The sequence below is a fragment of the Paenibacillus sp. J22R67 genome (genome assembly GCF_059692175.1).
Genome location: NZ_JCAUAX010000005.1, coordinates 246835 through 271101, shown reverse-complemented (window position 1 = coordinate 271101; position 24267 = coordinate 246835). Strand labels below are relative to the sequence as shown.

Genomic DNA, 24267 nt, shown 5'->3' with positions numbered 1-24267 from the left:
ACAAATATTTGAAGGAGATGTTTCAATATGCTGCATCCTTTTATGGGGATCGAACATTGGGATCGAGTAGGTTTGTCCGTCGAGGAATCGGCTAAGCGTCTTCAACGCATTGCCTATGCAGATCGGCGCTGCATGAGACTGGAAGCGGGCCACATGACGGCACGGCCTGAATATGAGGTGAAGGGAGCATTAGCTCGTTTCACATGGCAAGATGCCGAATTCTATAACCAGTTCCGCAACCGCTGCAAGCAGCTCCGGATGGGCGTAAGAGCATTTGAGAAGTGCCCAGATGATGCTTTAGATAGGCTGATGACTAAAATATTGGAATCGTCCAATACGCTGAACCTGTTGGTTGCTTTGTTTGAGGTGCTGAAACCCGCGATGATCGAGGCTGTCAATAGGTATCTATCTGAAGCTCAGCCGCTCGTTGATGAACCGACGATACATCTTTTGCAGCATCAGCTCATGGATCGCAAAGGGCAAATGGTGTGGGGCGAGCAGGCGATTGCTCACTTTATGGAATCCGCTAGTAGGGAGGAGAAAGTGAACGCACAGCGCTGGAAGCAGTATATCCAAGCGCTGCTGCATGCAGCTGGAGGTATTGACGGATGTGAGGATAAAGTAACGGTGGATCCGAGTTTAATGGTGAGCACCGAACCCTTTCAGCTTCCTTTCAAGAGCACCAGAGATGACCGGTTCCAGACGTCAGTCGTCAAAATGAAGGGAATGACATTCGAAGACAATGAGGAAGGACGTTTTCTTCAAATGATGCTTTCCCGATACTTCGAGATGTCGCCAGCCGAAGGAGTTGCTTATGTACACTTCTCTACGGAAGGGAAGCCGTGGTCCTTTTACCACGATACCGCGAGACATCTATGGGATGAGGTCAGGCACTGCTGGTTCGGAGAAGCGGCGCTGCGGAGCAAGGGCTATGATGTCCATGCCATTCCGAACTGGACCGGCTGGTATGATATGACAAGTCAATTGTTTAATGACGATGAAGCCTATACCCATTTAACGATTGCCATTGAGAAAGCTGCGATGAAATATCCGCCAGGTAAAAGAGAGGAATGGGAATTCTGCCGGGATGTCGTCCAAGACCCTTTAATGACAACGTTCCAGGATTTCGATTGGGCTGATGAGGTCGTTCATGCGGGATTCGGTCAGAAATGGATTATTGACGAACTGTTTCATGGCGACAATGTGAAAGCTTTGGATGCTGCGGAGGCTACCGTGGCTAAGCGTGCTGTGTACATGGACAGCTTCGACAAGGAAGGGAATGTGCCGCCGCCAAGCCGCTTTGCTGGCAATTATTAAATATAGGCTGCTGATAGACTTCGGAAAGGGTTTCCCTTACGGATTAGATCGGCAGCCTTTATCTTTGATATTCCTTGGGAGTGAAGCCTGTCATCTGCTTAAATATGCGGCTGAAGTAAAACTGATCGAGGTAGCCGACACGTTCGCCAACTTCTTTGATCGTTAAATTGCGGTAATGTGTCAACAAGTATTTGGCCTCATTCATGCGTAGTGTCATCAGGTAGCGGGAGGGAGGTTCTGAGGTATATTTGATAAAAATTTTGCTTAGATAAGAAGCTGTGAAGTTAAAATGCCGGGCAATTTGCTCAAGGCTCAATTCTTTTGTAAAGTTATCGCGCATAAATTCACGCACAAGTTGAACGATATCCTCTGGATTCTGTGCTGTATGCGGGTTCAAGCCCCTTAAATGATCCTCAAACTGAGCCCGCTCATTCTCAATAAGCGTAATAATTCGCGAGAGAACGCGATGCAGCTCTTCCGTTGAAACAGGTTTGAGCAGGTAGTCTTTCACATTGTACTGCATAGCTTCCTTGGCATAGGAGAAATCGGCAAAGCCGCTAGCGATGATTTTGCGGATGCGAGGAAAGTAACTGTCTAGTGACTTGATAAGCTCTAGCCCATCCATAACAGGCATGCGAATATCTGTCACGATGAGATCAGGTTGGTCTTGGTGCACAAGTTCAAGCGCTTCCTTGCCATCTTGCGCTGACCCTATGACTTTTACTGTATCGGAGAGGTTCTCGATTCTCTTAACAAGATTATTTCGGATCAAATCTTCATCTTCTACGACTATGATCTTAACTAACTGCCGTTCCTCCATGACCATGATGTTCGTTGATACCTCCTTGCGTAAGCGTTCCGCCAATGATGACAGTTGCGCCTCGCCCGTTTACAATTCGGAAAATGGTTTCATTACCATACATTAGCTTCATGCGGATATAAATATTTAGCAGTCCCATACCGTTTAGTTGGAGTAAAGGTAGTACGTTCGTCTTGTCGATCTCCTTGATTTTCCGATCCAGATTCGCCAAACTTTCTTCACTAAATCCATCACCGGTATCAGCGACCTCGACTTGCCAATGACTAGCTGAAATTGTCCCTGTTACGCGGATCGTCCATGGAGGCTGATGTTTGGTAGCAAATTTGAGTGCGTTTTCCACTAATGGCTGGATGATAAGCTTTGGTATTCGTAGTTCTGTGAGTTGTTCATCGATGTCAAATTCGAAATGCAGCTTGCGTCCGAAGCGGATTTGGTTGATTTCCAAATATTTTCGGGTATGCAGAACTTCCTCCTTGAGAGCAACCAGAGAACCGTCTGCTGAGAAATAGCGGAGAAAGTCGGACATATTTTCTGTCATGGCGACGATTTCAGTGTTCATATTTTCTTGCGCCATCACTTGGATTGTTGTGAGTGTATTATACAGAAAATGCGGATTCATTTGCGTTTGGAGGGCAATCAGTTTAGCTTGAAGCTCTTGGTGTTGCGACATTAGCAAATCCTCCATGGATTGCTTCAGCCGAGAGCTCATCTTCACGAACGACCAATACAGCTGGTCTAGTTCGTTTAGTCCGCTATTCAGCTGAGGCGTAGCAACACGTTCAGTGCCTAAATCTTCCAGCCGCATGGCTCGCACGGAACGATGAATCTTTTGAATCGGCATCGTAATGCGTTTGGCCGCGAGGAACGAAAGTAAAATAGCAAGCAGCAGAATTATCAGGGCTATAAGCACCGTTCGCTTCGCAAATGTGAAAAGGGGCGAGAGCAATTTGCTTTCAGATACGATAATGACGGTACTGAGCCCAGTAAACTCGGAATAATGCAGCGATAGCAATGCTTTTTCCCCAGTATCCTGATTGTAAAACGATTGGTCTCCAGCAGTTCCATCCGCCCCTCTATACGTCATATAGGGCAAATATCGCTCTTTATCTGCCTTCGTTGGATAGATGATTTCGTTGGCATTATTGTAGACGAGAACTTTGGCTTGGTAGGGATTGCGCTCAGTAAAATCTATGGCACTTTTGAAGATGCGATTGAAGTACTGCTTAACTTCGATAATCCCCATAGGAGTATTGTAGTTATCGTAGAAAAGACGGAACAATGAAATCGAAAACTGCTTCTCGCTAGAGGAGATGAAACGCGACATTTCCTCATCTGGAACGGGAAGGGCTATGTATTTCCCAGCTGCATTATTTAGCACAGCATCAAACCATGGCTTATCTTGGGGGAGATACGTTCGTTCACCATTATCAAAGCCGTTGCCATATACTTTGCTTTTGAAATCATACAAATACAGCTGTTCAACAGGACGCGACGGTCCGATTGCTGCCGTGAGGATGTCTGTTAACTCTTTGGCGTTTTGCACCGAATTCTCAGCGCCAGTCGCATTGACGTTCACAGTTGGATGCGATCGCGAGTCGGTTGAGAGGGAAAGATAACGTTGAAAGTGATTTTTCACCAGGTTGGAGTACATGACATTCAGCGAAACATCGTTTAATTTATGAAACTCAGAATCAATGTTATCTTGCATGGACTGTCCCATGCTCTCCAATGAATCTGTGGCGTTCTTCCGCAAGAGATCAGAGGCCCATAGGTAGAACCAAGCAACCAGTACGGTGAACACGATCACGATGATTAACGAGTAGGTGGAGAATAGAATCGATCGTATGTTGCGGTTTTTAGTCCACATAACCTGCCTCCAAGCGGTCGGTGTAGCTTTGATGCTTTCATTTTCCATCTGGCCGATCAATTTGTCAAAGCTTTTCTTGAAAGCGTATGCAGGTCAAATTTGTGCATAAAAGGAGTCGGATTTCTCCATGTTAGATAGCGTGCTAGGCATCTATAATGAGGGCATATCCGAAATGTAAGCGGATTTATGAGGGTCAGAAACCAAGGGGAGTGGTGTTGTGAAAAAGCCGTTATGGACGTTGGCCGTATCAATTTTTACCGTTGCATTGGTTGGAGGGTGCAGTAGTGGATCCGGACCTAGTGCAACTAGTAGCGCTGCAGCGCCGGCAGTCAAGAGCGATACACCTGCAACTGAGAGCAAAACTCCCGCTAAGAAAGACGTGACGCTAACGTATATTGCCAGCCAAGGTTGGATCAAGGATACGGAAATGCAGCTGGCTAAGAAGTTTGAGAGTGAGACCGGCATACGCATCGATTATCAAATCATTCCAGCTGACCAATATTTCAATGTGCTTAAAACAAAACTTAATGCCAAGGAAGGTCCCGATATATTCGGTGGACAAAGCGGCAAAAGTGAGATCAGTTTAAATTACAACGTAGAGAAGAATGCCGTCGACCTGAGCGATCAGGAATGGACCAAGCGGGAGGATAAGCTAACACTAGAGCAGCTTTCCCTAAACGGTAAAGTGTATGCGCTTACGATTTGGGATACCGGCAACAGCTTTGTCATTGTATACAACAAGAAAATATATGAAAAACTCGGTATCAGCGTGCCCAAGACCTATGAAGAACTGAAGCAAGCCTCTATGAAAATTAAGCAGGCAGGTATAACGCCGATCTATGAACCAATCGCAGACGGTTGGCACCATGTGCTTTGGTTCGCAGAACCAGGACCGCGTTACGACGAAGCTACGCCTAATCTTTACAACGATTTAAATGCAAACAAAAAGAAATTTGTTGATGATCCAACCATGAAAGCTTCTTTGACTCAAATGAAGGAAATGTACGATCTTGGATTTTTTGGCGACAACACGTTCTCTGACACTGGAGCCGATACAGCTAACAAGTTAGCTAGCGGTACATATGCCATGTCCCTGTCTACGCAAAGCACACCAAGTGACGTCACTAAAATTAATCCCGAGCTGAAAGCCGAGGACTTCGGATTCTTCCCAATCCCGCTTGCGGATAACCAATTCTATTACATCAATCCAGGCGGTCCGAGTAAGTTCGTTTATTCCGGTTCGAAACATATTGAAGAGGCGAAGCAGTATCTAGCCTTTCTGGCCAAACCTGAAAATCTGCAATATATGGTCGACAACGACAAGACAGTATCCAATCTGAACTTCTCTGGACTTAAGGATAAGTACACCGATGAGCAGAAGAAGCTATTTACCGCCTATCCAAAGAGAGGAACTGACCTCCAGGATTATGTCAATTATGTTAATCCCCAATGGATGGATATGGGGAAAGATTTGGTTGCGATGTTCAGTAAGTCAATGGAGCCAATGGATGTGTTGAAAAGCATTGATAAACGAAGAGCAGACATGGCTGGGGTAGCCAAAGATCCAGCTTGGGCCAAATAAAGAGATTAGAATTCTATTCGGAGTGGGGAGCTTACCGCTATGAACAATAAGATCTATCCTTCCTATTTCAGTTGGGCTACACTCGGGCTATACTTGGTTTTTTTTATCGTCCCGGGCTTGATGGGCTTCTACTACTCATTCACGGATTGGAATATGTACTCTAGCGAGATTCAGCTGATCGGTTTCGATAATTTCAGTTCGCTATTCTCAGCTGATGAGAAATATATGAAATTTATTATTAATACACTTAATTTTACGCTATCAACGGTGATTCTGAAGACTCTCCTCGGTCTACTATTTGCCATTGCTCTTAATGAGGGCATTCGGATGAAAGGTTTTCACCGAGTGATGATTTTCATGCCTGCGATCGTCCCCATGCTCGTTGTCGGACTTATTTTCAAATCCGTGCTCAATCCTGCTACTGGCCTCCTGAATGAATCACTGCGAGCCATCGGGTTAGATGTTCTAACACAAAAATGGCTCGTCGATGTGAATTGGGCGTTTAAATCCATTATCGCTGTCGATACATGGAAGGGTGTAGGCTACATCATGATCATCCTGCTCGCCGGCTTGCAGTCCATCTCGAAAACCTACTATGAAGCAGCGCAGATCGACGGTGCGAATAGTTGGCAAAAATTCAAATATGTGACGGTGCCTCTTCTGATGCCTGCTCTCGTCGTTACCACAGTGCTCAATTTACTGCATGGTCTCAAAGTATTTGAGGTTGTGTATGTGTTGACTAATGGTGGTCCCGGCTACGCGACCGATGTGCTGTATACGACGATTTTCAAGGAGTTTTCACAAGGTCGGTACGGTGTTGGAACAGCCTTGTCAACCGTTCTGTTCTTGTTTATGACCATTGTCGGTTACTTCGTGATTCGGTTGATGGCCAAAGAGGAGGAGCATAGCGTATGAGAATGAACCCACTTATCTCACTGCTACGAAACGGTTTCGCTTGGGTACTCAGTCTACTTATGTTCATTCCTCTGCTGCTAATCGTCATCAATTCGCTTAAAACGCAACTGGAAGCGAACACCATGAGTATGGCACTCCCGAAAAGCTTGGCATGGAGCAATTATGCTGTCGTTATCGAGCAAGGTAAACTCATACAATCGTTTTTTAATAGCTTGTTATACGCTAGTCTCTCAACTGTGCTAGGTATTGCACTCGCTTCAATTGCAGCTTATGTGTTTGCTAGAAACCGTACGCGAATGAATCGTTTTCTTTATTTGTTCGTGATCATGGGTATCGCGATGCCCGTTAACTTTGTCACATTGACCAAAGTCATGCAAATGACGCATCTCATTAATACGCAGCTTGGCATTATCATTTTACTAGCTGTCGGCTCGATCCCGTTCAGCGTATTTCTCATCTACGGTTTCATTGGCTCTGTACCTAAAGAGTTAGATGAGGCAGGAATCGTGGACGGATGTCCGCCATTCAAGCTGTTTTACGCGATTGTTCTTCCACTTTTAACGCCAGTTATCGTAACAGTCGCTATTTTGAATTTTATGGGCGCTTGGAGCGATTTCGTGCTTCCCTTATATTATTTGAATTCATCGACCAAGTGGCCGATGACGTTAGCCGTTTATAATTTCTATGGACGTTTCCAAGTAAATTGGAATTTAGTTTCGGCGGATATTGTGCTTACAACGCTGCCCGTCATTGTCATTTACCTGATCGGCCAGAAATATATCATTTCTGGGATGACATCTGGATCGGTCAAAGGCTAGCAAGCTGAATTTTGATAAAAAGGAGTTGCGAACATCATGAATAAGCGCACATACAAACTAGGTGTTATCGGACTTGGGGAAGGACGCAGTATTATCTCGGCAGCGCTGCAAAGTGAGCGTTGGGATCTGGTTAATGTTTGCGATATTAATGAAGAGATGTGCAAGCTGCGCAGGGATGAATTCGGGTTTCAGCGATATACCCTGAGCTACGAGGAGATGCTGGGTGATCCGGAGATTGATGTCATTGCCATCTATACACCGGATCAGCTTCACGGTCGGCATATCCAAATGGCATTGGAAGCAGGCAAACATGTCATTGTAACCAAACCAATGCTTCATTCTTTGGAAGAAGCTAGCGGGCTGCTTCGGGTGTGGAAAGCTTCAGGCAAACACGTATTCGTGGGACAGAGCTCCCGATTTTTCGAGCCGATGCTCCACCAACGCGAGGATTTCTTAGCCGGCCGCCATGGCGAAGTGGATACGGTCGAAACCTTCTACATCGCGGATTCCCGCTGGTTTTTGCAGAAAGATTGGAGCAGGCAGCGGGGCTTCAGTTGGTTATATAATTTTATGATACATGCTGTTGATCTGGCCAAATGGTATTTGCCTGAGATCGAAGAAGTGTTCGGTTACGGACATTCCAGTAGAAATAATAAGGAATATGGGTTGACGGCACCAGATACAATGAGATTTGTGATGAAAGATAAGGAAGGGCGTATTGCTCAAGTGGCCGGTTCCTACACTAAGCCTACGCTGCAGCATATGGATCCGGGCATTAGCTGTACACTTAGGGGAACGAAAGGGACGAGTAGAGCGGTCTACTCCAATCTGTTGTATCATACTCATTTTCCGCCAGAGCAGCCTGTGACCCATTCGTTCGAAAAAAAGTTCCCGTACTATTTCCGCTTCGAGGGAACGAGTCATCATGCAGGTGAGTATCAAAACTACATTGAATATTTTGCAGAATGTCTGGATAATGGCGAAACGCCGAAGCCGGATCTGATGGAGGGCATTCACACCTTATCTATATTGACGGCAATGGAAAGAAGCATGGAAAGCGGTACCTCTGTGAAAGCGAACGATGTTTTGAAAGAGTTTGGCTTGGAATCGTGAACGCCGAATAGCATATATAAAGCGTAGACCCTCAGCCCGCAGCTGTGGGTCTATTTTTGGTGCGCCACATACCCAAGGGATACGAACATGACTGGGGATACGGTCATCGTTTAAATCAATTAGTCGCTTTTTCGGAAGATTCACTAATATTCGAATGATTCGTAATTATGTGCAAAATTCGTAGTACTGCTGATTTATTTTCATTAAAAATGCTACTAATATTAAGATTAACGTGAGCTGCATGAACAGACAGCACAAGGAGGAGGGACAACAGGTATGAAGCTAGCAGTAATGGGCGCAGGGGCTATAGGTGCACAACATTTAGAGGCAGCTAGGCATATTGACGGATTAGAACCAGTCGCAGTTGCTGAGATTAATGAATCTCTTGCCATGGAGACGGCTATGAAATATGGAATTAGGGCTTATAGAGATTACCAAGAAATGCTGCAGAAAGAAAAACCAGATATTACAGTCATTGCGCTGCCGCATTTCTTGCACAAGGAAGTTTCTATTCGCTGTGCCGAACATGGATCGCATATTTTACTTGAAAAGCCGATGGCCATAAATACAGCGGAATGTGATGAGATAATTGCTGCTGCTGAGCGTTATGAAGTCAAGCTGATGGTTGGTCATACCCAACACTATTTTGCAGAAAATATGGAGGCTAGACGGATTATTGAGAGTGGTGAGCTAGGAAAGCTTGTCATGATTCATGATACGCGGCACGTAAACTATTATAGAGCAGATCGGCCTGGGTGGTTCTTCGAGAAGAGTAAAGCAGGAGGAGGCATCATGACGAATCTGGGAGCTCATTCGATTGATAAAATTCAATGGATGACACAAAGCAGGATTACCAAGGTGAAGGCATCTGTAAGCTTCCAAGGAGAACGGGGTGATGTTGAAGGCAGTGGAGCTATATTTGTGGAAACCTCCTCAGGTGTTCCGGCCATGATTATGCAATCTGGCTATCCAGGAGTTTCCCGTAATGAAACGGAGTTAATTTTTACAAAGGGGATGCTCAAGCTGGAGACAGGTAGGGGCTTGTCGATAAGCCTTAACGGAACTTATGAGCCAGTACCGCTGAAGCCAACTGAGCAGCCATTGGTCAAGCAATTGTTGGATCTTATGGATGCGATAACAAACAATAGCATGCTGGATTGCTCTGGTGCGTATTCCAAAACTGTCGTCTCTGTCATCGAGAGTGTATATGCATCAAGTGAGACCGGAAACGAGCAGGTAGTAAAGTAAAAGCGAAGAAGCGAGGAGGAAAAAAGATATGAGTGAAAAAATGAGATTTGCTGTCATAGGAGCCGGTGTTATTGCTCCATCTCATGTGAAAGCCATTATGGGTAACTCTCAGGCGGAGCTGGTTGGCATCGCAGATGTAGAAGTGGAAAAGGCTGGGAAAATAGCCGCAGATTTTTCGATTCCACATGTGTATCAGGACTATCAGGAGCTACTGAAGCGTGAAGATATTGATGTTGTTACGGTAGCAGTACCAAGCGGTTATCATGCGGAAGTTGTCATTGCGGCAGCACAAGCAGGCAAACATGTGCTGTGTGAAAAGCCACTTGATATCACTTCAGATAATATGACTCGTATGATAGATGCTTGCCGCAAAGCAAATGTGAAACTCGGCTGCGTATTCCAACGCCGTGTGACTGAGGCGTCTATTGTCGCGAAAAAAGCCATTGAGGCTGGCAGGCTGGGTAAGCTGGTGCTGGGCGATGCTTACCAGAAAAGCTATCGCAGCCCACAGTATTACAAAAGCGCCGGCTGGCGCGGCACTTGGGCTATCGATGGCGGAGGTGCCCTGATGAACCAAGGTGTACATGGCATCGACTTGATTCAATGGCTCATGGGAGATGTCGAGTCCGTCTTTGCTTATTCGTCCGCGTTGGTTCGTGAAATTGAAGTGGAAGATACGGCAGTTGCCGTTGTGAAATACAAGAATGGCGCATTCGGCGTAATTCAGGGAACTACGTCTGTTTACCCAGGGCAGGAGACACGTTTTGAAGTTCATGGTGAGAAAGGCACGATCATATTTGACGATACAGGGTTCAAGCAGTGGAAATTTGCTGATAGTGAGGAAGAAGCACCCAAAGTTGAACCAAGAGTAAGCGCTAAGAATGATCCTTCCGCTATCACCAATGACGGGCACTTTATATTGGTGGATGATTTAATTCAAGCGATTCGTGAAGATCGGGATCCGTTGGTATCGGGAGAAGAAGGAAGGAAAGCTGTTGATTTGATTCTAGCTATTTACGAATCGGCGCGCAGTGGGAAAGAGATTATATTGAAATCGTCCTCAGCTAATATCATTACATAAGTAAACGTAGAGGGGGAGCGGCTTACTAGATGATAAGGAACGAACAAGTTGAAGGTAAGACGTGTCTTACGGGTAGACATTACCGTACAGGAGTGCCGATACACGTAACCATAACCGACGGCCGTATTGAAGAGATTCGCTTGCTACAAGCTGAGCTTCAGGAGCAGCTGCCTTGGATCGGGCCAGGTCTGGTCGATTTGCAAATCAACGGTTACGCCGGAAGGGATTTCAACCAAGCTCCGTTGGCGAAGGAAACGGTAGTGGAGCTGACGCGTGATCTTTGGAAGAAAGGTGTCACCGCCTATTATCCGACGGTAATTACGAACAGTGAGGACAAGATTAGTCAGGTACTCAGCGCCATTTCGGAAGCTTGTCGAGAGGATTCCCTTACCAGCAGCTGCATTCGTGGTATTCATCTGGAAGGGCCGTTCCTCTCCTCGGAGGATGGACCGCGGGGCGCTCATAGTAAATCATATATTACAGCTCCGAATTGGGCTTTGTTCCAGCGCTGGCAGGAAGCTGCGGAAGGCCGTATCGCCTTTGTAACCATGTCTCCGGAATGGCCGGAAGCTGATAGGTTTATTGAGCGCTGTACAGAAAGCGGCGTTACGGTATCTATTGGGCATACCAATGCTTCGCCCGAACAGATCCGTTCAGCGATAACCGCCGGGGCTAGGGTGTCCACGCATCTCGGCAACGCAGCACACCTCATGCTGCCAAGGCATCCGAATTATATTTGGGAGCAGTTGGCGGCAGATGAGCTTTGGGCGTGTATGATCGCCGACGGCTTCCATTTACCAGACTCGGTGTTGAAAGTATTTATGAAGGTAAAGGGTGATAAAGCGATTCTCGTCAGTGATGCTGTCTTCTTGAGTGGACTTGAACCGGGACGCTACACAACGCATATTGGCGGCGAAGTCGTGTTGGCTCCCAGCGGTAAGCTGCATCTGGCTGAAAATGCCAACTTGCTGGCTGGATCCGCACAAATGCTGCTATGGGGCATTCAGCATCTGGTGAAGAAAGGCTTAAGCAGCTTGGCCGATGCATGGGATATGGCATCCATCAGGCCGTCAGAGCTAATGGGCTTGCCGACAGCTAAAGGACTTCAACAAAATGCTCCGGCGGATTTGGTGTTATTTGATTATAAGGACGACCTTTCGCTGAACATTCTGAGCACGTATAAAGAGGGAAAGCTCGTATTGTAAGCACAAGAATAGCCAAAAAGTATAGAAAGGGCTGACTGTAATGACTACTACCCCAAAATCGTTAATTATCGGTATGATCGGACTTGACACTTCTCACTGTACGGCTTTCACTAAGCTATTAAACGAGCAAGATAATGAGTATCATGTTCGCGGGGGGACGGTTACCTATGCTTTTCCCGGCGGATCACCTGATTTTGAACTCAGTTACTCGAGGCTGGAGAGATTCACAAGTGTGATTCGGGATGAGTATGGTGTGCAGTTGCTTGATTCTCCCGAGGCCGTAGCGGAACGTTCCGATGCAGTCCTGCTAACTTCTGTGGACGGACGCGTTCATTTGGAGCAGTTCCGCCGAATTGTTCCCTTTCGCAAGCCGGTGTTCATCGATAAACCGTTTGCCGTTTCGACTGCGGATGCCAACGAAATGATACGGCTGGCGGCCGAATATAACGTGCCGTTGATGAGTGCATCATCGCTGCGTTATGAACAAGGATTGGTTGATGCCCTTTCAGAGGGAACAACAGATATTATTGGCGCTGATTGCTACGGACCAGCGGAGCTTCAGCCAACACAGCCCGGCCTGTTCTGGTACGGGATTCATTCTGCAGAAATGTTGTATCGCATTTTAGGGCAAGGTTGTGTGCAGGTGACAGCTAGCACGAGCGAGCTCCATGAGCTGGTCGTTGGTGTTTGGCAGGATGGTCGAATGGGGACAATCCGGGGCAACCGGCAGGGAAATAAATCGTTTGGGGCCGTCATCCACCGCGCGAATAAAACGGAATTCATCGATGGCGACAAACATCCGAAACCGAAATATGCCGGTCTAGTCGAGGCGGCTGTTGCCATGTTTCAATCAGGAACTCCATCTATTGCTCCTGAAGAAACCGTTGAAATCATTCGCTTCCTGGAAGCTGCGAATGAGAGTAGGGCAACTGGAAAAACGGTAAGGCTCTAACATATTTTCTGCAAAGCATAGAATCTGCACTTTTGAAGGAGCGTATGACTTATGATAGAGGACCGACTTGGCGTCATTAGCGATGAAGTAAGTAATGATTTCATAGAAGCTCTGGATTGGATACAAGCCGAAGGCTTGAAGTATGTGGAAATTCGAATGGTGGATGGCATTAATGTTGCTAATCTCTCTGATGAGCAGGTGGAGCGGGTACGTATGGAAGTCGTTAATCGAGGCTTGTCCATATCTGCGTTGGCTTCACCCTTATTTAAATGTGCACTTGATCCATCTCGGCCTGTTGAAGCGGGGGATAGGTTTGGGCAAGCGGAGGAAAGCGTTGATGCGCATTTTGCCAAGCTTGATCGAACGATAGAGATTGCACAGAAACTCAGGACGAGTCTTATTCGGATATTTTCCTTTTGGAGAGAGAGGGAACCGGTAGAGTATGCAGATGTGGTCGCAGCCCATTTGAGAAAAGCAGCGGACATTGCTGCACAGCACAACGTTACCTTGCTCTTAGAGAATGAAGCCTCCTGCAACGGAGGATATGCCTTCGAAGTAGCTTCGCTAATTCGCGAGGTCAACTCCCCAAGCTTAAAAGCCTTATGGGATCCCGGCAATGAAGCTTTGGGAGAGCACTGGTCTTATCCTCAAGTTTATAACGAAGTCAAAGATCTGCTAGCCCACGTGCATCTGAAGGATGCTTATATCGAGAGCGGCGGCAAGCCCTCCTGCGTGCCGATCGGTTCCGGCAGAGTTCCATTTGTGCAGCAAATTCTTGATTTGGAGCGTGAGGGATACCAAGGACTATATGTCATTGAGACTCACTACATTCCACCTGGCGGCAGTAAAATGGAGGGGACCAAGCAATCGTTAGAGGGAATAAGAAAGCTGTTTAGCCATCCTTCGTTGACAGAAGAGAAGGCTGAGCTGCTTAAAGTGAAGGTATTTGAGAATCGTCAGGCCATGGGAGCTGCAGCTGCCATAGCGGCAGCAACGAAGATCAAAGAGCTGCTGTCTCAAAAGGACAAACTGAGAATCGTTTTTGCAGCAGCCCCTTCTCAGAATGAATTTTTGGCTGAACTCGTGAAGCAAGAAGGCATCGATTGGTCGCGTATCACCGCATTCCATATGGATGAATATATCGGTCTTTCCGATGATGCACCGCAAAAATTCGGCAAGTTTTTATATGACAGGTTGTTCAAGATAGTTAAACCCGGGGAGCTTCACTTGATTCAGAGCTCAACTACAATTGAACAGGAATGCCAACGCTATAGTGATCTAATTGCGGATGCACCCATTGATATTATCTGCCTCGGTATCGGGGAAAACGGTCATATTGCTTTTAATGATCCTCCTGTTGCCGATTTTGCAGACAGCCGCATCATTAAGCCAGTTGAACTGGATGCTGCTTGCCGGCAACAGCAGGTCAACGACGGCTGCTTTCCAGACTTTGCTGCTGTTCCTACCCATGCCCTGACTTTGACCATCCCGACGATGATGTCTGGCACGCACTTATTCTGCATCGTTCCTGGATCTACCAAACGCGCTGCTGTTGAACAAACACTTCACGGACCTATAACTACTTCCTGTCCGGCATCCATCTTGCGCACACATCCGGATTGCACTTTGTATGTGGATCGAGATTCCTATGGACTGCTACAGCCACTACAAGTATCAACACAAGGAGAGGGTCACGCATGATCAGATCTATCGAAGAGTTGGAAGCCAAACTTGCTGAGCCGTCAGAAGCATTAATTCAGGATCTCACTGCGGTGGACGGGGATATTATGCTGCTCGGCATTGGCGGGAAGATGGGGCCAAGCTTAGCTAGACTTGCTATGAACGCGTTGAAGAAAGCAGGTGTGAATAAAACAATATGGGGCGTATCTCGTTTTTCTGAGGCTGGCTTGAAGGAGCAGTTGGAGCAGGAAGGCATCCGCACAATAACGTGCGATTTGTTGGATGATGAGCAATTGCAGGAACTTCCTGATGTGAAAAATATCATCTATATGGCTGGCAATAAATTTGGGACAACGGGACGCGAGCATTTTACTTGGGCAATGAACGCGTACTTGCCAGGACGAGTAGCGGAAAAATTTAAAAACTCCCGCATTGTGGTCTTTTCATCTGGAAATATTTATCCGTTTACCCCAGTGTTCCAAGGCGGTGCAACAGAATCGCAGGCTCCATCTCCACTTGGCGAATACGGTCAATCAACGCTTGGGCGTGAACGTATATTTGAATATTTTTCTCGGAAATATGATATTCCCATGGTCATCTATCGTCTGAATTATGCGATTGATCTTCGTTATGGCGTGCTGCTGGAAGTTGCCAAAGCGGTAAAATCCGGAAAGCCAATCGATGTGACCATGGGGCATGCGAATTGCATTTGGCAGGGAGATGCCAATGAAATTGCACTTAGGAGTCTAAACATCTGCTCAAGTCCTCCGAATATATTAAATGTAACAGGACCGGAAACAATGTCTATGCGCTGGATCGCTCATGAATTCGGTAAACGGCTGGGCGCGCAGCCTGTCATTGTTGGACAGGAAGCTGAGGATGCGCTCTTAAATAACGCTTCAAAAGCCTTTCAATTATTTGGGTATCCGCGAGTGGCGCTACTCCAAATGGTAGATTGGATTGCCGAATGGTTGGCAGGTGATGGCGCAACCTGGAATAAAGAAACTCATTTCCAGGAAAGAGAGGGGAAATTCTAATGCCTTCCCATATACGCAGAGACTTGTCAAAGTCAAAGCTGCAAGCGCTGCATGAAGGACTTGTGATTCCTGCTCATCCTTTAGCCTTGGATGAAAACCTTCAGCTTGATGAACAACACCAGCGTGCATTAACCCGTTATTATATAGCAGCGGGCGCTGGAGGGGTTGCGGTTGGCGTACACTCGACCCAATTTGAAATTCGAAATAAAGACATCAATCTACTGGAACCGGTGCTGCGGATGGCTTCAGAGGAAGTAGACAAGGCGGACTTACAACGTCCCTTTATTAAGGTGGCCGGTATTTGCGGTCCTACGCAGCAGGCGCTAGAAGAGTCAGAGTTGGCGCTTAAGCTAGGGTATGATGCAGGGCTACTTAGTATGGGCGGACTGAGGGATTGGACGGAAGCGGATATTTTAGAGCGAACTAGAGCGGTGGCCGGTCAGATCCCGGTCATCGGCTTCTATCTACAGCCATCGGTAGGCGGGCGTATATTCAGCTTTGATTTTTGGCGGCAGTTTGCCGAAATTCCAGGACTTGTAGCGATCAAAATGGCGCCTTTTAATCGGTACCAAACCATTGATGTTGTGCGGGCCGTATGCTATTCAAGCCGTTGTGATGAGATTGCTTTGTATACGGGCAATGATGATAATATTGTTAACGATTTGTTGACTACCTATCGCTTTCAAGTCAATGGGGTTTCTGTGGAAAAAAGCATTGTCGGTGGTCTGCTAGGACATTGGGCGGTTTGGACACGAAAAGCTGTCGAGCTGCTTGAAGAAATCAAGCAGGCAAGAAATGCTAGACAGATCGACATAGAGTGGCTGACTCGAAATATTGAGGTAACGGAGGCTAATGCTGCGTTTTTTGACTCAGCTCACCATTTTGAAGGCTGCATCCCGGGGATTCATGAAGTTCTGCGCCGTCAAGGACTGTTAAAAGGGACATGGTGCTTGAATCCTAATGAGGTACTAACTCCAGGACAAGCAGAGGAGATTGACCGGATTTACATTGATTATCCGCATCTAAACGATGATGAGTTTGTCACAAAACATTTGAAGCAATGGCTTATGAACAAATAGGTATAGGAAAAGAGGCTGTCCCAAGTCATCCAATGACCGCGGGACAGCCTCTCTTTTGAACTTTTGGGACTGCGTAATCTGTTCGAATAGCTAACTAGTAGGAATCATCGACCTTATAGAAGTACTGTATTTTGTGTAGTGGGTATATTCCCCGCTCATCCAGAAGAGGATGGCTTGCCCGTCATGGTTCCCTCGTGTTAAGTATGGCCGTACCTGGTGGCATGTTGAGTTTGTAGTAATAGATTCTGATGACCAGGTGACTCCAAGATTGGTGGTATACCACCGTTCGATCTCGAACGTCCCATTTACTCCCCGAGATAAATACACGACTGATGGATTAGAGTGATCCAGAATAATTCCGCCTGAATAAAAGGGCTCAGTCTCTACAACGCCGTCAGGGGTTTGAGGGAACCAGCGCCCTGCAGCTGTGATCTCATTCGTCACCCATCGTGCGCCATTCCAGCGGCTGTAGTAGTATCGATGATCCTCCAAAGACTCAAATACCACGTAGGCGATGACGGGATGTCCTTGTTCATCTTCGGATACATCCCAAATCCAGGCATTGTGTTTTGCTTCTGTGCCGTCGAACACGACATCTATTTCGGATAGTTCAATTGGCAAATCTACAAATGGCTTGATTAACGAGCCGTCTGCTCGATAAATAGCTCCTTCCCGATAACGGGCATAATAAATACTATTGTAAGGTTCGATGTTCGGATGCCCGTCGGTACAAGAGAAATGTATCGTGTCTTTCCCATTTGAAGCATAACGGATATAAGGCCGTTGTCCGCTGTCCATGATCAGAGTGCGCGCAGAGGACCATTCACCGAGATCCAAATCAGCGCAGACGCTGAAATTAGGCTTGAAATTGCCTCCACGCCAGAACAAATAGAGTCGATTTTCCTCTGATAGATAGATCGGATTGGGGTAAGTGTAGCCGTAATGCCCATCGGTATTCGCAGGGAGCTGCATCTCCGCTCCGAAAGAGGAGAGGTCCTCCGGCAATCGTGTTGTTCGATAATACATCTTGGACCCATTATGAGCGGAATAAAAAATTGTAATATGTCCCGATTCATCCATGTAAAGAGAGGGGTTGGCGTGATCATCCTGCTGAAGAGCAGAACGAATCAAGATAGAATCAAAGGCACCCAGTAGGTGATCGTAATAGCCAATCCATACATCTCCTGCGCTATTCAACCAGCCGACATACGTTCTACGATGCTGACCCTGGTAGTAGAGTGAACGCGGGTCGGCGAAAAAGCACCATGCCCCGTCTGATGTGAGTTCGTGATTCATGCTTATTTGTGGATTCATCTGCCATTCTCCTTATCTTGATCAAACAGAACGCCATACAGGGAAGAGATAGCTCCCGATAGGGCGTTCTGTGATTCCCATTTTTTACAGAGAAGAATATTATTTGAGTCGATCGTAAGCGGTTTGAGTAATTTTCATCAGTTCGTCTACACCAATCTTCTTAGCTTCGGATACATATTGATCCCACTCATCCATGCTACGTTGACCCAGTATGAATTTGGTGATTTGCTCGTTGCGATGCTTGTCTACGGCAGCTTGCAGCAAGGTAACATTGGACAGCTCGCTTTCAATGTACTGTGGTCTCACATGGTAAACACTGTCATGCTTGCGTGCCAAATCATAGGCATTACGCTGCTCTTGTGTAGCAGGAATGAGATGAGCGTCATAATCAAACCAAGTATAGGTACCGTTAGTCGCTAATCCGGTCTTCTTACGAACATCCGTTATATCCAGATATTCAGGGCGTAATTTCTTTTTCCCATTTTCAGTCGTATATACTTCGTCACCTTTACCCCAGCTTAGAAGTTCTTTACCTTCCTCACTATAGAACCAATCAAAGGCTTGGAGCGCTTCCTTGACTTTCTTGGATTTTGAAGAGAAGGTCATGCCTGTTTCAAGAATGTGGGTATAAGGGTTTACACTAAATCCAGGTACTCCCTCAGGAGGAGGCATGAACGCGAGATTGAAGGTAGGATTCGTCTTTTTCATAGGAATGTTGAACAAATCGAGACGACCAATATAATCGAGTATCATGAACGTTTGGTCATTAGATACAGCATTTTGCCATTGTTGTACGTTGAAAGTCAGCCAGTCCGGAGGAATAAGTCCTTCTTTTTGCATACGTTGGAAAAACTCGATCATTTTCTTGTATTCATTCTCAATAGGACCATAGCGAACCTTGCCCGTTTTCTCATCCTGGAACAAACCATTCATTGTGCCGAACTGTGCAGTGGCAAAGTTAAGGATACCCAGATTAGCTCCGCTTCTGAAGGAGAACGGATAGCTGTTTGGATATAGTTCCTTCAGCTTCTTGCCCACTGTAATAAGTTCCTCATAATTGGTAGGAGGGTTAAGTCCGTGTTTCTTAAAAATATCTTCGCGATACATCCAGATGACACGGTTCGTTTCACCGAAACCTTCATTTGGAAGCATGTACATTTTTCCATCAGCGGCTAAAGCGGCTTTCGCAATGTCTGGATATTTCTTCAGCCATGCTGTTAAATTCGGCATTACATCTTTATAATCCAGAATATTGGTGAGAACGCCTTGCTGCCCGAACTTATCGGCATCCGCCCTAGGGTTGAAGAAGGTAATGTCAGGCATATTACCAGAGGCAACATTCAGATTAATGGTATCTTTCAGTTCACCTGATGGAAGCTGAACATTGAAAGTGGCACCGGTTTTCTCCTCAATCCACTTCCAGACAACCCAGTCCTTGTTATACGGCCAATTCGGGTGAACCTCTAACAACATAGTAAACGTATTTTTGGGCTTTTCTGTCGTGACTGCAGACTTTGTTGAACTGCTTGCGTCAGGTGCTGTTGGTTGGGATTCTGTTCCTGAGCAGCCAACCAACATGGAGGCGCTGATTAAGAGTGTTCCAAGTGTCGTAGTCCATTTCTTCATGCGTTAACCTCTCCTTTTCGTTTTTCTGCTTTCTCCCAGAGCATTAATGCGCTATTGCTCCGTATAGCTACGACTTGACCGCCCCGATCATTACGCCTTTGACAAAATACTTCTGCAGGAAAGGGTAGGCGAAGAGGATGGGAACTGTGGAAACCATGATTGTTGCGAACTTAAGCGGCTCCTCCAGGACAACATTGGCATCGCCAACTGCAGCAATGTCCGCTTGGTTCGTTTGACCGGCTAGGACGATGTTCCGCAAGATGACCTGCAAGGGGAAAAGCTCCTGGTCTCGCAAATATAGCAGCGGCAGCAGGAAATTGTTCCATAATCCTACCGCGTAGAACAAACCAATTGTGGCGAATACCGCTTGCGACAAAGGGACAACGATCCGGAAGAAAACGCCGAAATCGCTGAGTCCGTCCATTTGCCCCGATTCCTCCAGTTCTGCCGGAATATTGGAGAAGAATGTACGCATAATGAGCAAGTTCCATGTGCTTACAGCTCCAGGAAGCACCATTCCCCAGACGGTGTCGATAACGCCAAGTTCTTTTACAACTAGAAATGTGGGGATCATCCCACCGCTGAAGAAGAGGGTAAATATAATAATCATTGTGAACGCACGCCCAAATATCATATTTTTTTTGGCAAGAGCGTAGGCACCTAACGAAGTTATAACAAGTGAAATTGTAGTCCCCAACACGACGTAAATAATGGTATTCCAGTAAGCAGTGCCAATGCGTGGATCCTTTAAAACGACCTTATACATGTCAAGAGTGAAGCCTTTTGGATACCAACTGATTTCTCCTTTGAGCACATGTACGTTACTGCTTAGGGAAACAGCTGCCATGTAAATGAAAGGATACAACGTAACCAACACGACTCCTAGAAGGATGACGATGTTAACGACTGAAAACAAAGTTAGTTTTGAACGTGTCATTTTGAAGAATCCTCCTCCCTCACAAATCGACTAAGCAACTTTGCATAGCAAGATCAAGGTTTACCACAGACTCGTTTGTGATAAACGCCGGCTTAATGCATTCGTGCTATAGATGAAGAAGAAACATACAATTCCAGTGAACATATCTATAGCAGCAGCGTAACTGAAATTACCGCTAACGAGCCCTGTTCGATACACATAGGTGCTTAGAATATCGGCAGTAGAATATGTGGCCGGGTTATACAGCAGGAACACTTTCTCAAATCCTATTTCCAGCACCCGACCGACATTAAGGATGAACAATATGATGATAGTCGTGGAAATTCCCGGCAATGTGACGTTCCAAAGTTTCCTCCAGCGGCTGGCGCCGTCTATATCAGCAGCCTCATAGAGCGAAGGATCAATGGAAGAAAGTGCGGCTAGATAAATGATTGCCTCCCAACCAATATGCTGCCATACCTCCGAACCGACATATATGAAGCGGAACAGCTCAGGTTTAATCATGAAATGGATGGGTTCAAAGCCAAAGGATTGAATCATGTGATTAACAAAACCTTGAGAAGGGGAAAGGAACATAACGACCATTCCTGCAACAACGACATTAGAGATGAAGTGAGGTAAATAACTAACCGTTTGAACAAAACGTTTGAATACCATATTCTTGACCTCATTAAGAAGCAAGGCCAATATAATAGGGGCAGGGAATCCGAAAATAAGTTTATTAATACCAAGTAAAAATGTATTGCGTAATATGATCCAGAAATCCGGACTATTGAAAAACATCTTATAGTACTTAAGTCCAACCCAGTCACTGGCCCATATGCCTTTGTACAAGTTATAATCCTTGAAGGAAATGACAATTCCAAACATGGGTAAATACTTAAATATGAAATAATACAGCAAGCATGGTAAGAACATTAGAAGCAAACTCTTGCTTTTTACGATCTTCCTCCACATAAGCCCAGTTCGACCGGGAACACCCGATAAGGAAGTATCCGGATTTGCTTCAGCTGCGTCTAACTTATGCATTTGTATATCCCCCCCGATCATGAGTGCGACTTGATAGTGTTGGTGTTATTGTTATTTCGAAATTAGCATAGCACCGTTCGTTTAGAATGTAATCCATAATAATTCCGAATTTTCCCCATTTCTATGAAATCCGTAAATTTGTTAAGTTTTCGTGAAAAAGTGAATTTGCAAAATATGCCTTTTGTTCGTATTATTTAAGTGAGACTTATCGTGTATGGATAAGTGCATGGAGATAGGAAAGACCATAAAAAACAGGTATGGAGGGGAGTAGGATACGTTTAATCTCGCAGGTTCAATCTAGAACGTCTTCCTTGCTCATTCGTTTGCTGCTAGGCTTTCTCACTATCATTGTGCTGCTCATGTCTTTTAATTACTTGTCTTTTACGTTTTTCCAGAACAATATTAGAAATGAAATCATTCGTTATAATGCGCAGAACATCAGATTCACCTCAGAGAGATATGAGGAGCATTTCCAACTCGTTCAAAAGCAAATGTATGCACTCTATTTTAACGATGATGTGGATCGTCTCCAGAAGGCCAGCGGAAATGCTCGCTTCGCTCTGCTGGATAGGGTCAAGCAGGAGATTATCAAGGTCGTTGGTAACCCTCTGATCTACGTAGACAATGCCATTATTGTATTCAAAGAAGGGTCACTAACGTTAAGTAGAATTGGAACCAATGACAGGGTATCTATGTTCGAAAAGTTCTATGCCAGCAACGATTATCCGGATTCTTTTTGGCAAAATCAATTCAAAGAAACGTATAGTGCCAAGATGTTTCCCATGTCCAAGTTTTATGAATATTCTTTTCATAAATCAGGCGATGTGACAACCAAAGGATTATTCATCCCCTATGTGCTTAAGCACTGGCAAAATGATGACTTCTACCTGGTTGCGATGATGGATGCTAATCAACTATTCGATGCATTTCATCGTTCTGTCAATGCCAATTTCATTATTTTGGACAAGCAGGGTTTGCCCCTGTTTGCAACGGGAGGATTGGCTAATCGAGAGGAACTTCCAGAACTGCCAGCTGACAAAACCTATTTGCTGCGAGACAATACCTATTACTTTTATCAGATCGGACAGAACAGCGGGTACACGTATCTCAATATCATACCAAGTGCTAGTATTTCCAAGCAGATTTCAAAACTTAATCTGACATTATTATTTTTACTCATACTTACTTTGATAGTGAGTGTTATTATTTCAGTGTTGTTCAGTGTTCGCTTTAACCGCCCGGTTAAGCAATTGGTTTCTTCCTTGCAGATGTCAAGAGGTGAGGATGTTCGATTTAAAAGTAATATTCGCGAGTTTGAGTTAATCGGTCAGAAGATGGATGATATGCTGCAGACAAATGCAAGGATACAGTCGGATCTTGCTCAAAAGAATATCCAGCTCCTATCTTACGGTTACTTGAATAAACTGAAGAAAATATATAGTGGCTCTCCAGGAGCGCTTGATATGATCTCCACGCAGGAATATCGTTTCGTCGTGTATGAGGTTACTTACAAGGATAGGTTCTGGGAGGAAATGAAAGAAGAGCCAGGCCCCCTAACTTACAGCATTTATACCTTTATCAATTATAGCTTGCTACAGGCATTCCCCGCTTCATTAACCATTCAGATAGAGAGTCGACAAATGTTATCCGTCATTAATGAGATTGACGAGTCCCGTATGAATACCTATATGTCAGAGTTGCTGCAGGTCGTAGCTCATGATGCTGATTTCTATTTCCTAACCATTGCGATCTCACCAGCATTTCCTCAGTTGTTTGATTTCACAGAGGCCTATGAGCAGACGGTTAAGCTGTTGCAAGAACGCAAGCTTAACGAGGATACCCAAATTGTACGTCAGCTTGCTGGTCGTCAATCCGTGCATTTGCTTACACCTGCTCAAGAACAGCAATTCGACTGCAATCTGGCTGCAGGTAATACACAGGAGTTGCTTCATCTGCTTGATCGCCAGCTTGCTCTTATGGAACGTAAGTGTGAAACGGTGCTGCAATATCAAGAATTTCTAATTGATATTGTCCAGAAGGTACGTAAAGCGTTCCATGTGTTACGTTTAGATGAACGAGCTATACAACCAGTTATTGCTGGATTGAGCACGAGTCAAAGTTTCTATTCGGGGCGGCATTATCGTAAATTTTTCAGCCAACTGCTTGTTGCAGCCTGCGAGGAGATTCGAAGTAATCAGAAAGCTGAAGATCCTGTCATTGATTTTGTTGTGGACTATGTGAATAAACATTTCGCTCAAGATATTACACTGGATATCGTAGCTGAGCATCTTCATATTACAGGAGGCTATTTGTCCACGTATTTCAAGGAAAAGACGGGGGAGAACTTCATTGATTATATTAATGGCGTACGAATCCGAGTGGCACAGCAAATGCTGCTGGAAACCGATCTGAGAATACAGGATGTCGCTAGCAGTTCAGGCTACCACAACATTAATTCCTTCAACCGGATGTTCAAGAAATTCACGGGGATGCCACCACGTGAATTTCGTAGAGAGAAGCGCACGGATGACGAATTAAGTTAACCTATGGGAGATTGATTGTAGACCCTCAGCCTGAAGCTGTGGGTCTATTTTTTAGCATATTGAAAATTCATTTGCGATATAGTATGAAGTAAGCGATTACATGA

General features: G+C 45.6%; 19 protein-coding genes. 13 read left to right on the top strand and 6 right to left on the bottom strand.

The window, feature by feature from the left end; translation table 11 throughout:
- Nucleotides 1-27 precede the first annotated feature (27 nt).
- The gene (locus tag AC58VC_RS21205) at nt 28-1317 is read left to right on the top strand and encodes a hypothetical protein (RefSeq protein ID WP_497371015.1); all 1290 of its coding nucleotides are present in this window, start codon (nt 28-30) and stop codon (nt 1315-1317) included.
- A gap of 58 nt (nt 1318-1375) precedes the next feature.
- On the opposite strand, the gene AC58VC_RS21200 is transcribed toward AC58VC_RS21205, so the two are convergent.
- On the bottom strand, nt 1376-2143 hold the full coding sequence (locus AC58VC_RS21200) for a response regulator transcription factor (protein WP_497371013.1): 768 nt from the start codon (nt 2141-2143) through the stop codon (nt 1376-1378).
- Nucleotides 2115-4004: a sensor histidine kinase gene (locus AC58VC_RS21195; protein ID WP_497371011.1), complete on the bottom strand. Its 1890-nt coding sequence runs from the start codon at nt 4002-4004 to the stop codon at nt 2115-2117. Before AC58VC_RS21195 ends, AC58VC_RS21200 begins: the two co-directional genes overlap by 29 nt.
- 217 nt (nt 4005-4221) lie before the next feature.
- Between AC58VC_RS21195 and AC58VC_RS21190 the strand changes: the two genes are divergently transcribed.
- The 11 genes from AC58VC_RS21190 to AC58VC_RS21140 all read left to right on the top strand — a co-directional run bounded on the left by AC58VC_RS21190 (nt 4222) and on the right by AC58VC_RS21140 (nt 16714).
- The gene (locus AC58VC_RS21190) at nt 4222-5586 is read left to right on the top strand and encodes an ABC transporter substrate-binding protein (protein WP_497371009.1); all 1365 of its coding nucleotides are present in this window, start codon (nt 4222-4224) and stop codon (nt 5584-5586) included.
- Nucleotides 5587-5625: 39 nt separating this feature from the next.
- Nucleotides 5626-6501 (top strand): carbohydrate ABC transporter permease, encoded by an 876-nt coding sequence (locus tag AC58VC_RS21185; RefSeq protein ID WP_497371007.1) that lies wholly within the window; start codon nt 5626-5628, stop codon nt 6499-6501.
- A complete protein-coding gene (locus tag AC58VC_RS21180; RefSeq protein WP_497371005.1) occupies nt 6498-7319 on the top strand; it encodes a carbohydrate ABC transporter permease in 822 nt (273 codons plus the stop codon). The genes AC58VC_RS21185 and AC58VC_RS21180 overlap by 4 nt, the downstream gene beginning before the upstream one ends.
- A 36-nt stretch (nt 7320-7355) precedes the next feature.
- Complete coding sequence (locus AC58VC_RS21175) at nt 7356-8432, top strand: Gfo/Idh/MocA family protein (RefSeq protein ID WP_497371003.1); 1077 nt, start codon at nt 7356-7358, stop codon at nt 8430-8432.
- Between the two features lie 276 nt (nt 8433-8708).
- Nucleotides 8709-9680 carry a Gfo/Idh/MocA family protein gene (locus AC58VC_RS21170; RefSeq protein ID WP_497371001.1) on the top strand — a complete coding sequence of 324 codons (972 nt, stop codon included), beginning with the start codon at nt 8709-8711 and terminating at the stop codon, nt 9678-9680.
- A gap of 28 nt (nt 9681-9708) precedes the next feature.
- Nucleotides 9709-10761, top strand: coding sequence for a Gfo/Idh/MocA family protein (locus tag AC58VC_RS21165; protein ID WP_497370999.1), 1053 nt, complete (start codon nt 9709-9711; stop codon nt 10759-10761).
- A gap of 29 nt (nt 10762-10790) precedes the next feature.
- The gene (locus AC58VC_RS21160) at nt 10791-11966 is read left to right on the top strand and encodes an N-acetylglucosamine-6-phosphate deacetylase (RefSeq protein WP_497370997.1); all 1176 of its coding nucleotides are present in this window, start codon (nt 10791-10793) and stop codon (nt 11964-11966) included.
- 40 nt (nt 11967-12006) lie between these two features.
- Nucleotides 12007-12918, top strand: a complete 912-nt coding sequence (locus AC58VC_RS21155; protein ID WP_497370995.1) for a Gfo/Idh/MocA family protein — start codon at nt 12007-12009, stop codon at nt 12916-12918.
- A gap of 51 nt (nt 12919-12969) precedes the next feature.
- Entirely contained in the window at nt 12970-14619 is a 1650-nt protein-coding gene (locus AC58VC_RS21150) for a TIM barrel protein (RefSeq protein ID WP_497370993.1), read from the top strand.
- A complete protein-coding gene (locus AC58VC_RS21145; protein ID WP_497371368.1) occupies nt 14619-15635 on the top strand; it encodes an NAD-dependent epimerase/dehydratase family protein in 1017 nt (338 codons plus the stop codon). Before AC58VC_RS21150 ends, AC58VC_RS21145 begins: the two co-directional genes overlap by 1 nt.
- Nucleotides 15635-16714 carry a dihydrodipicolinate synthase family protein gene (locus tag AC58VC_RS21140; RefSeq protein WP_497370991.1) on the top strand — a complete coding sequence of 360 codons (1080 nt, stop codon included), beginning with the start codon at nt 15635-15637 and terminating at the stop codon, nt 16712-16714. The genes AC58VC_RS21145 and AC58VC_RS21140 overlap by 1 nt, the downstream gene beginning before the upstream one ends.
- A gap of 90 nt (nt 16715-16804) precedes the next feature.
- Here AC58VC_RS21140 and AC58VC_RS21135 read toward each other — a convergent pair whose 3' ends face one another.
- The 4 genes from AC58VC_RS21135 to AC58VC_RS21120 all read right to left on the bottom strand — a co-directional run bounded on the left by AC58VC_RS21135 (nt 16805) and on the right by AC58VC_RS21120 (nt 21548).
- The gene (locus AC58VC_RS21135; RefSeq protein ID WP_497370989.1) at nt 16805-18028 is read right to left on the bottom strand and encodes a BNR-4 repeat-containing protein; all 1224 of its coding nucleotides are present in this window, start codon (nt 18026-18028) and stop codon (nt 16805-16807) included.
- 99 nt (nt 18029-18127) lie between these two features.
- Nucleotides 18128-19654 (bottom strand): extracellular solute-binding protein, encoded by a 1527-nt coding sequence (locus AC58VC_RS21130; RefSeq protein WP_497370987.1) that lies wholly within the window; start codon nt 19652-19654, stop codon nt 18128-18130.
- Nucleotides 19655-19721: 67 nt separating this feature from the next.
- Nucleotides 19722-20591, bottom strand: a complete 870-nt coding sequence (locus AC58VC_RS21125; protein ID WP_497370985.1) for a carbohydrate ABC transporter permease — start codon at nt 20589-20591, stop codon at nt 19722-19724.
- A gap of 60 nt (nt 20592-20651) precedes the next feature.
- Entirely contained in the window at nt 20652-21548 is an 897-nt protein-coding gene (locus AC58VC_RS21120) for an ABC transporter permease (protein ID WP_497371366.1), read from the bottom strand.
- A 383-nt stretch (nt 21549-21931) separates the two neighbouring features.
- Between AC58VC_RS21120 and AC58VC_RS21115 the strand changes: the two genes are divergently transcribed.
- Nucleotides 21932-24163 carry a helix-turn-helix domain-containing protein gene (locus AC58VC_RS21115; protein WP_497370983.1) on the top strand — a complete coding sequence of 744 codons (2232 nt, stop codon included), beginning with the start codon at nt 21932-21934 and terminating at the stop codon, nt 24161-24163.
- Nucleotides 24164-24267 lie beyond the last annotated feature (104 nt).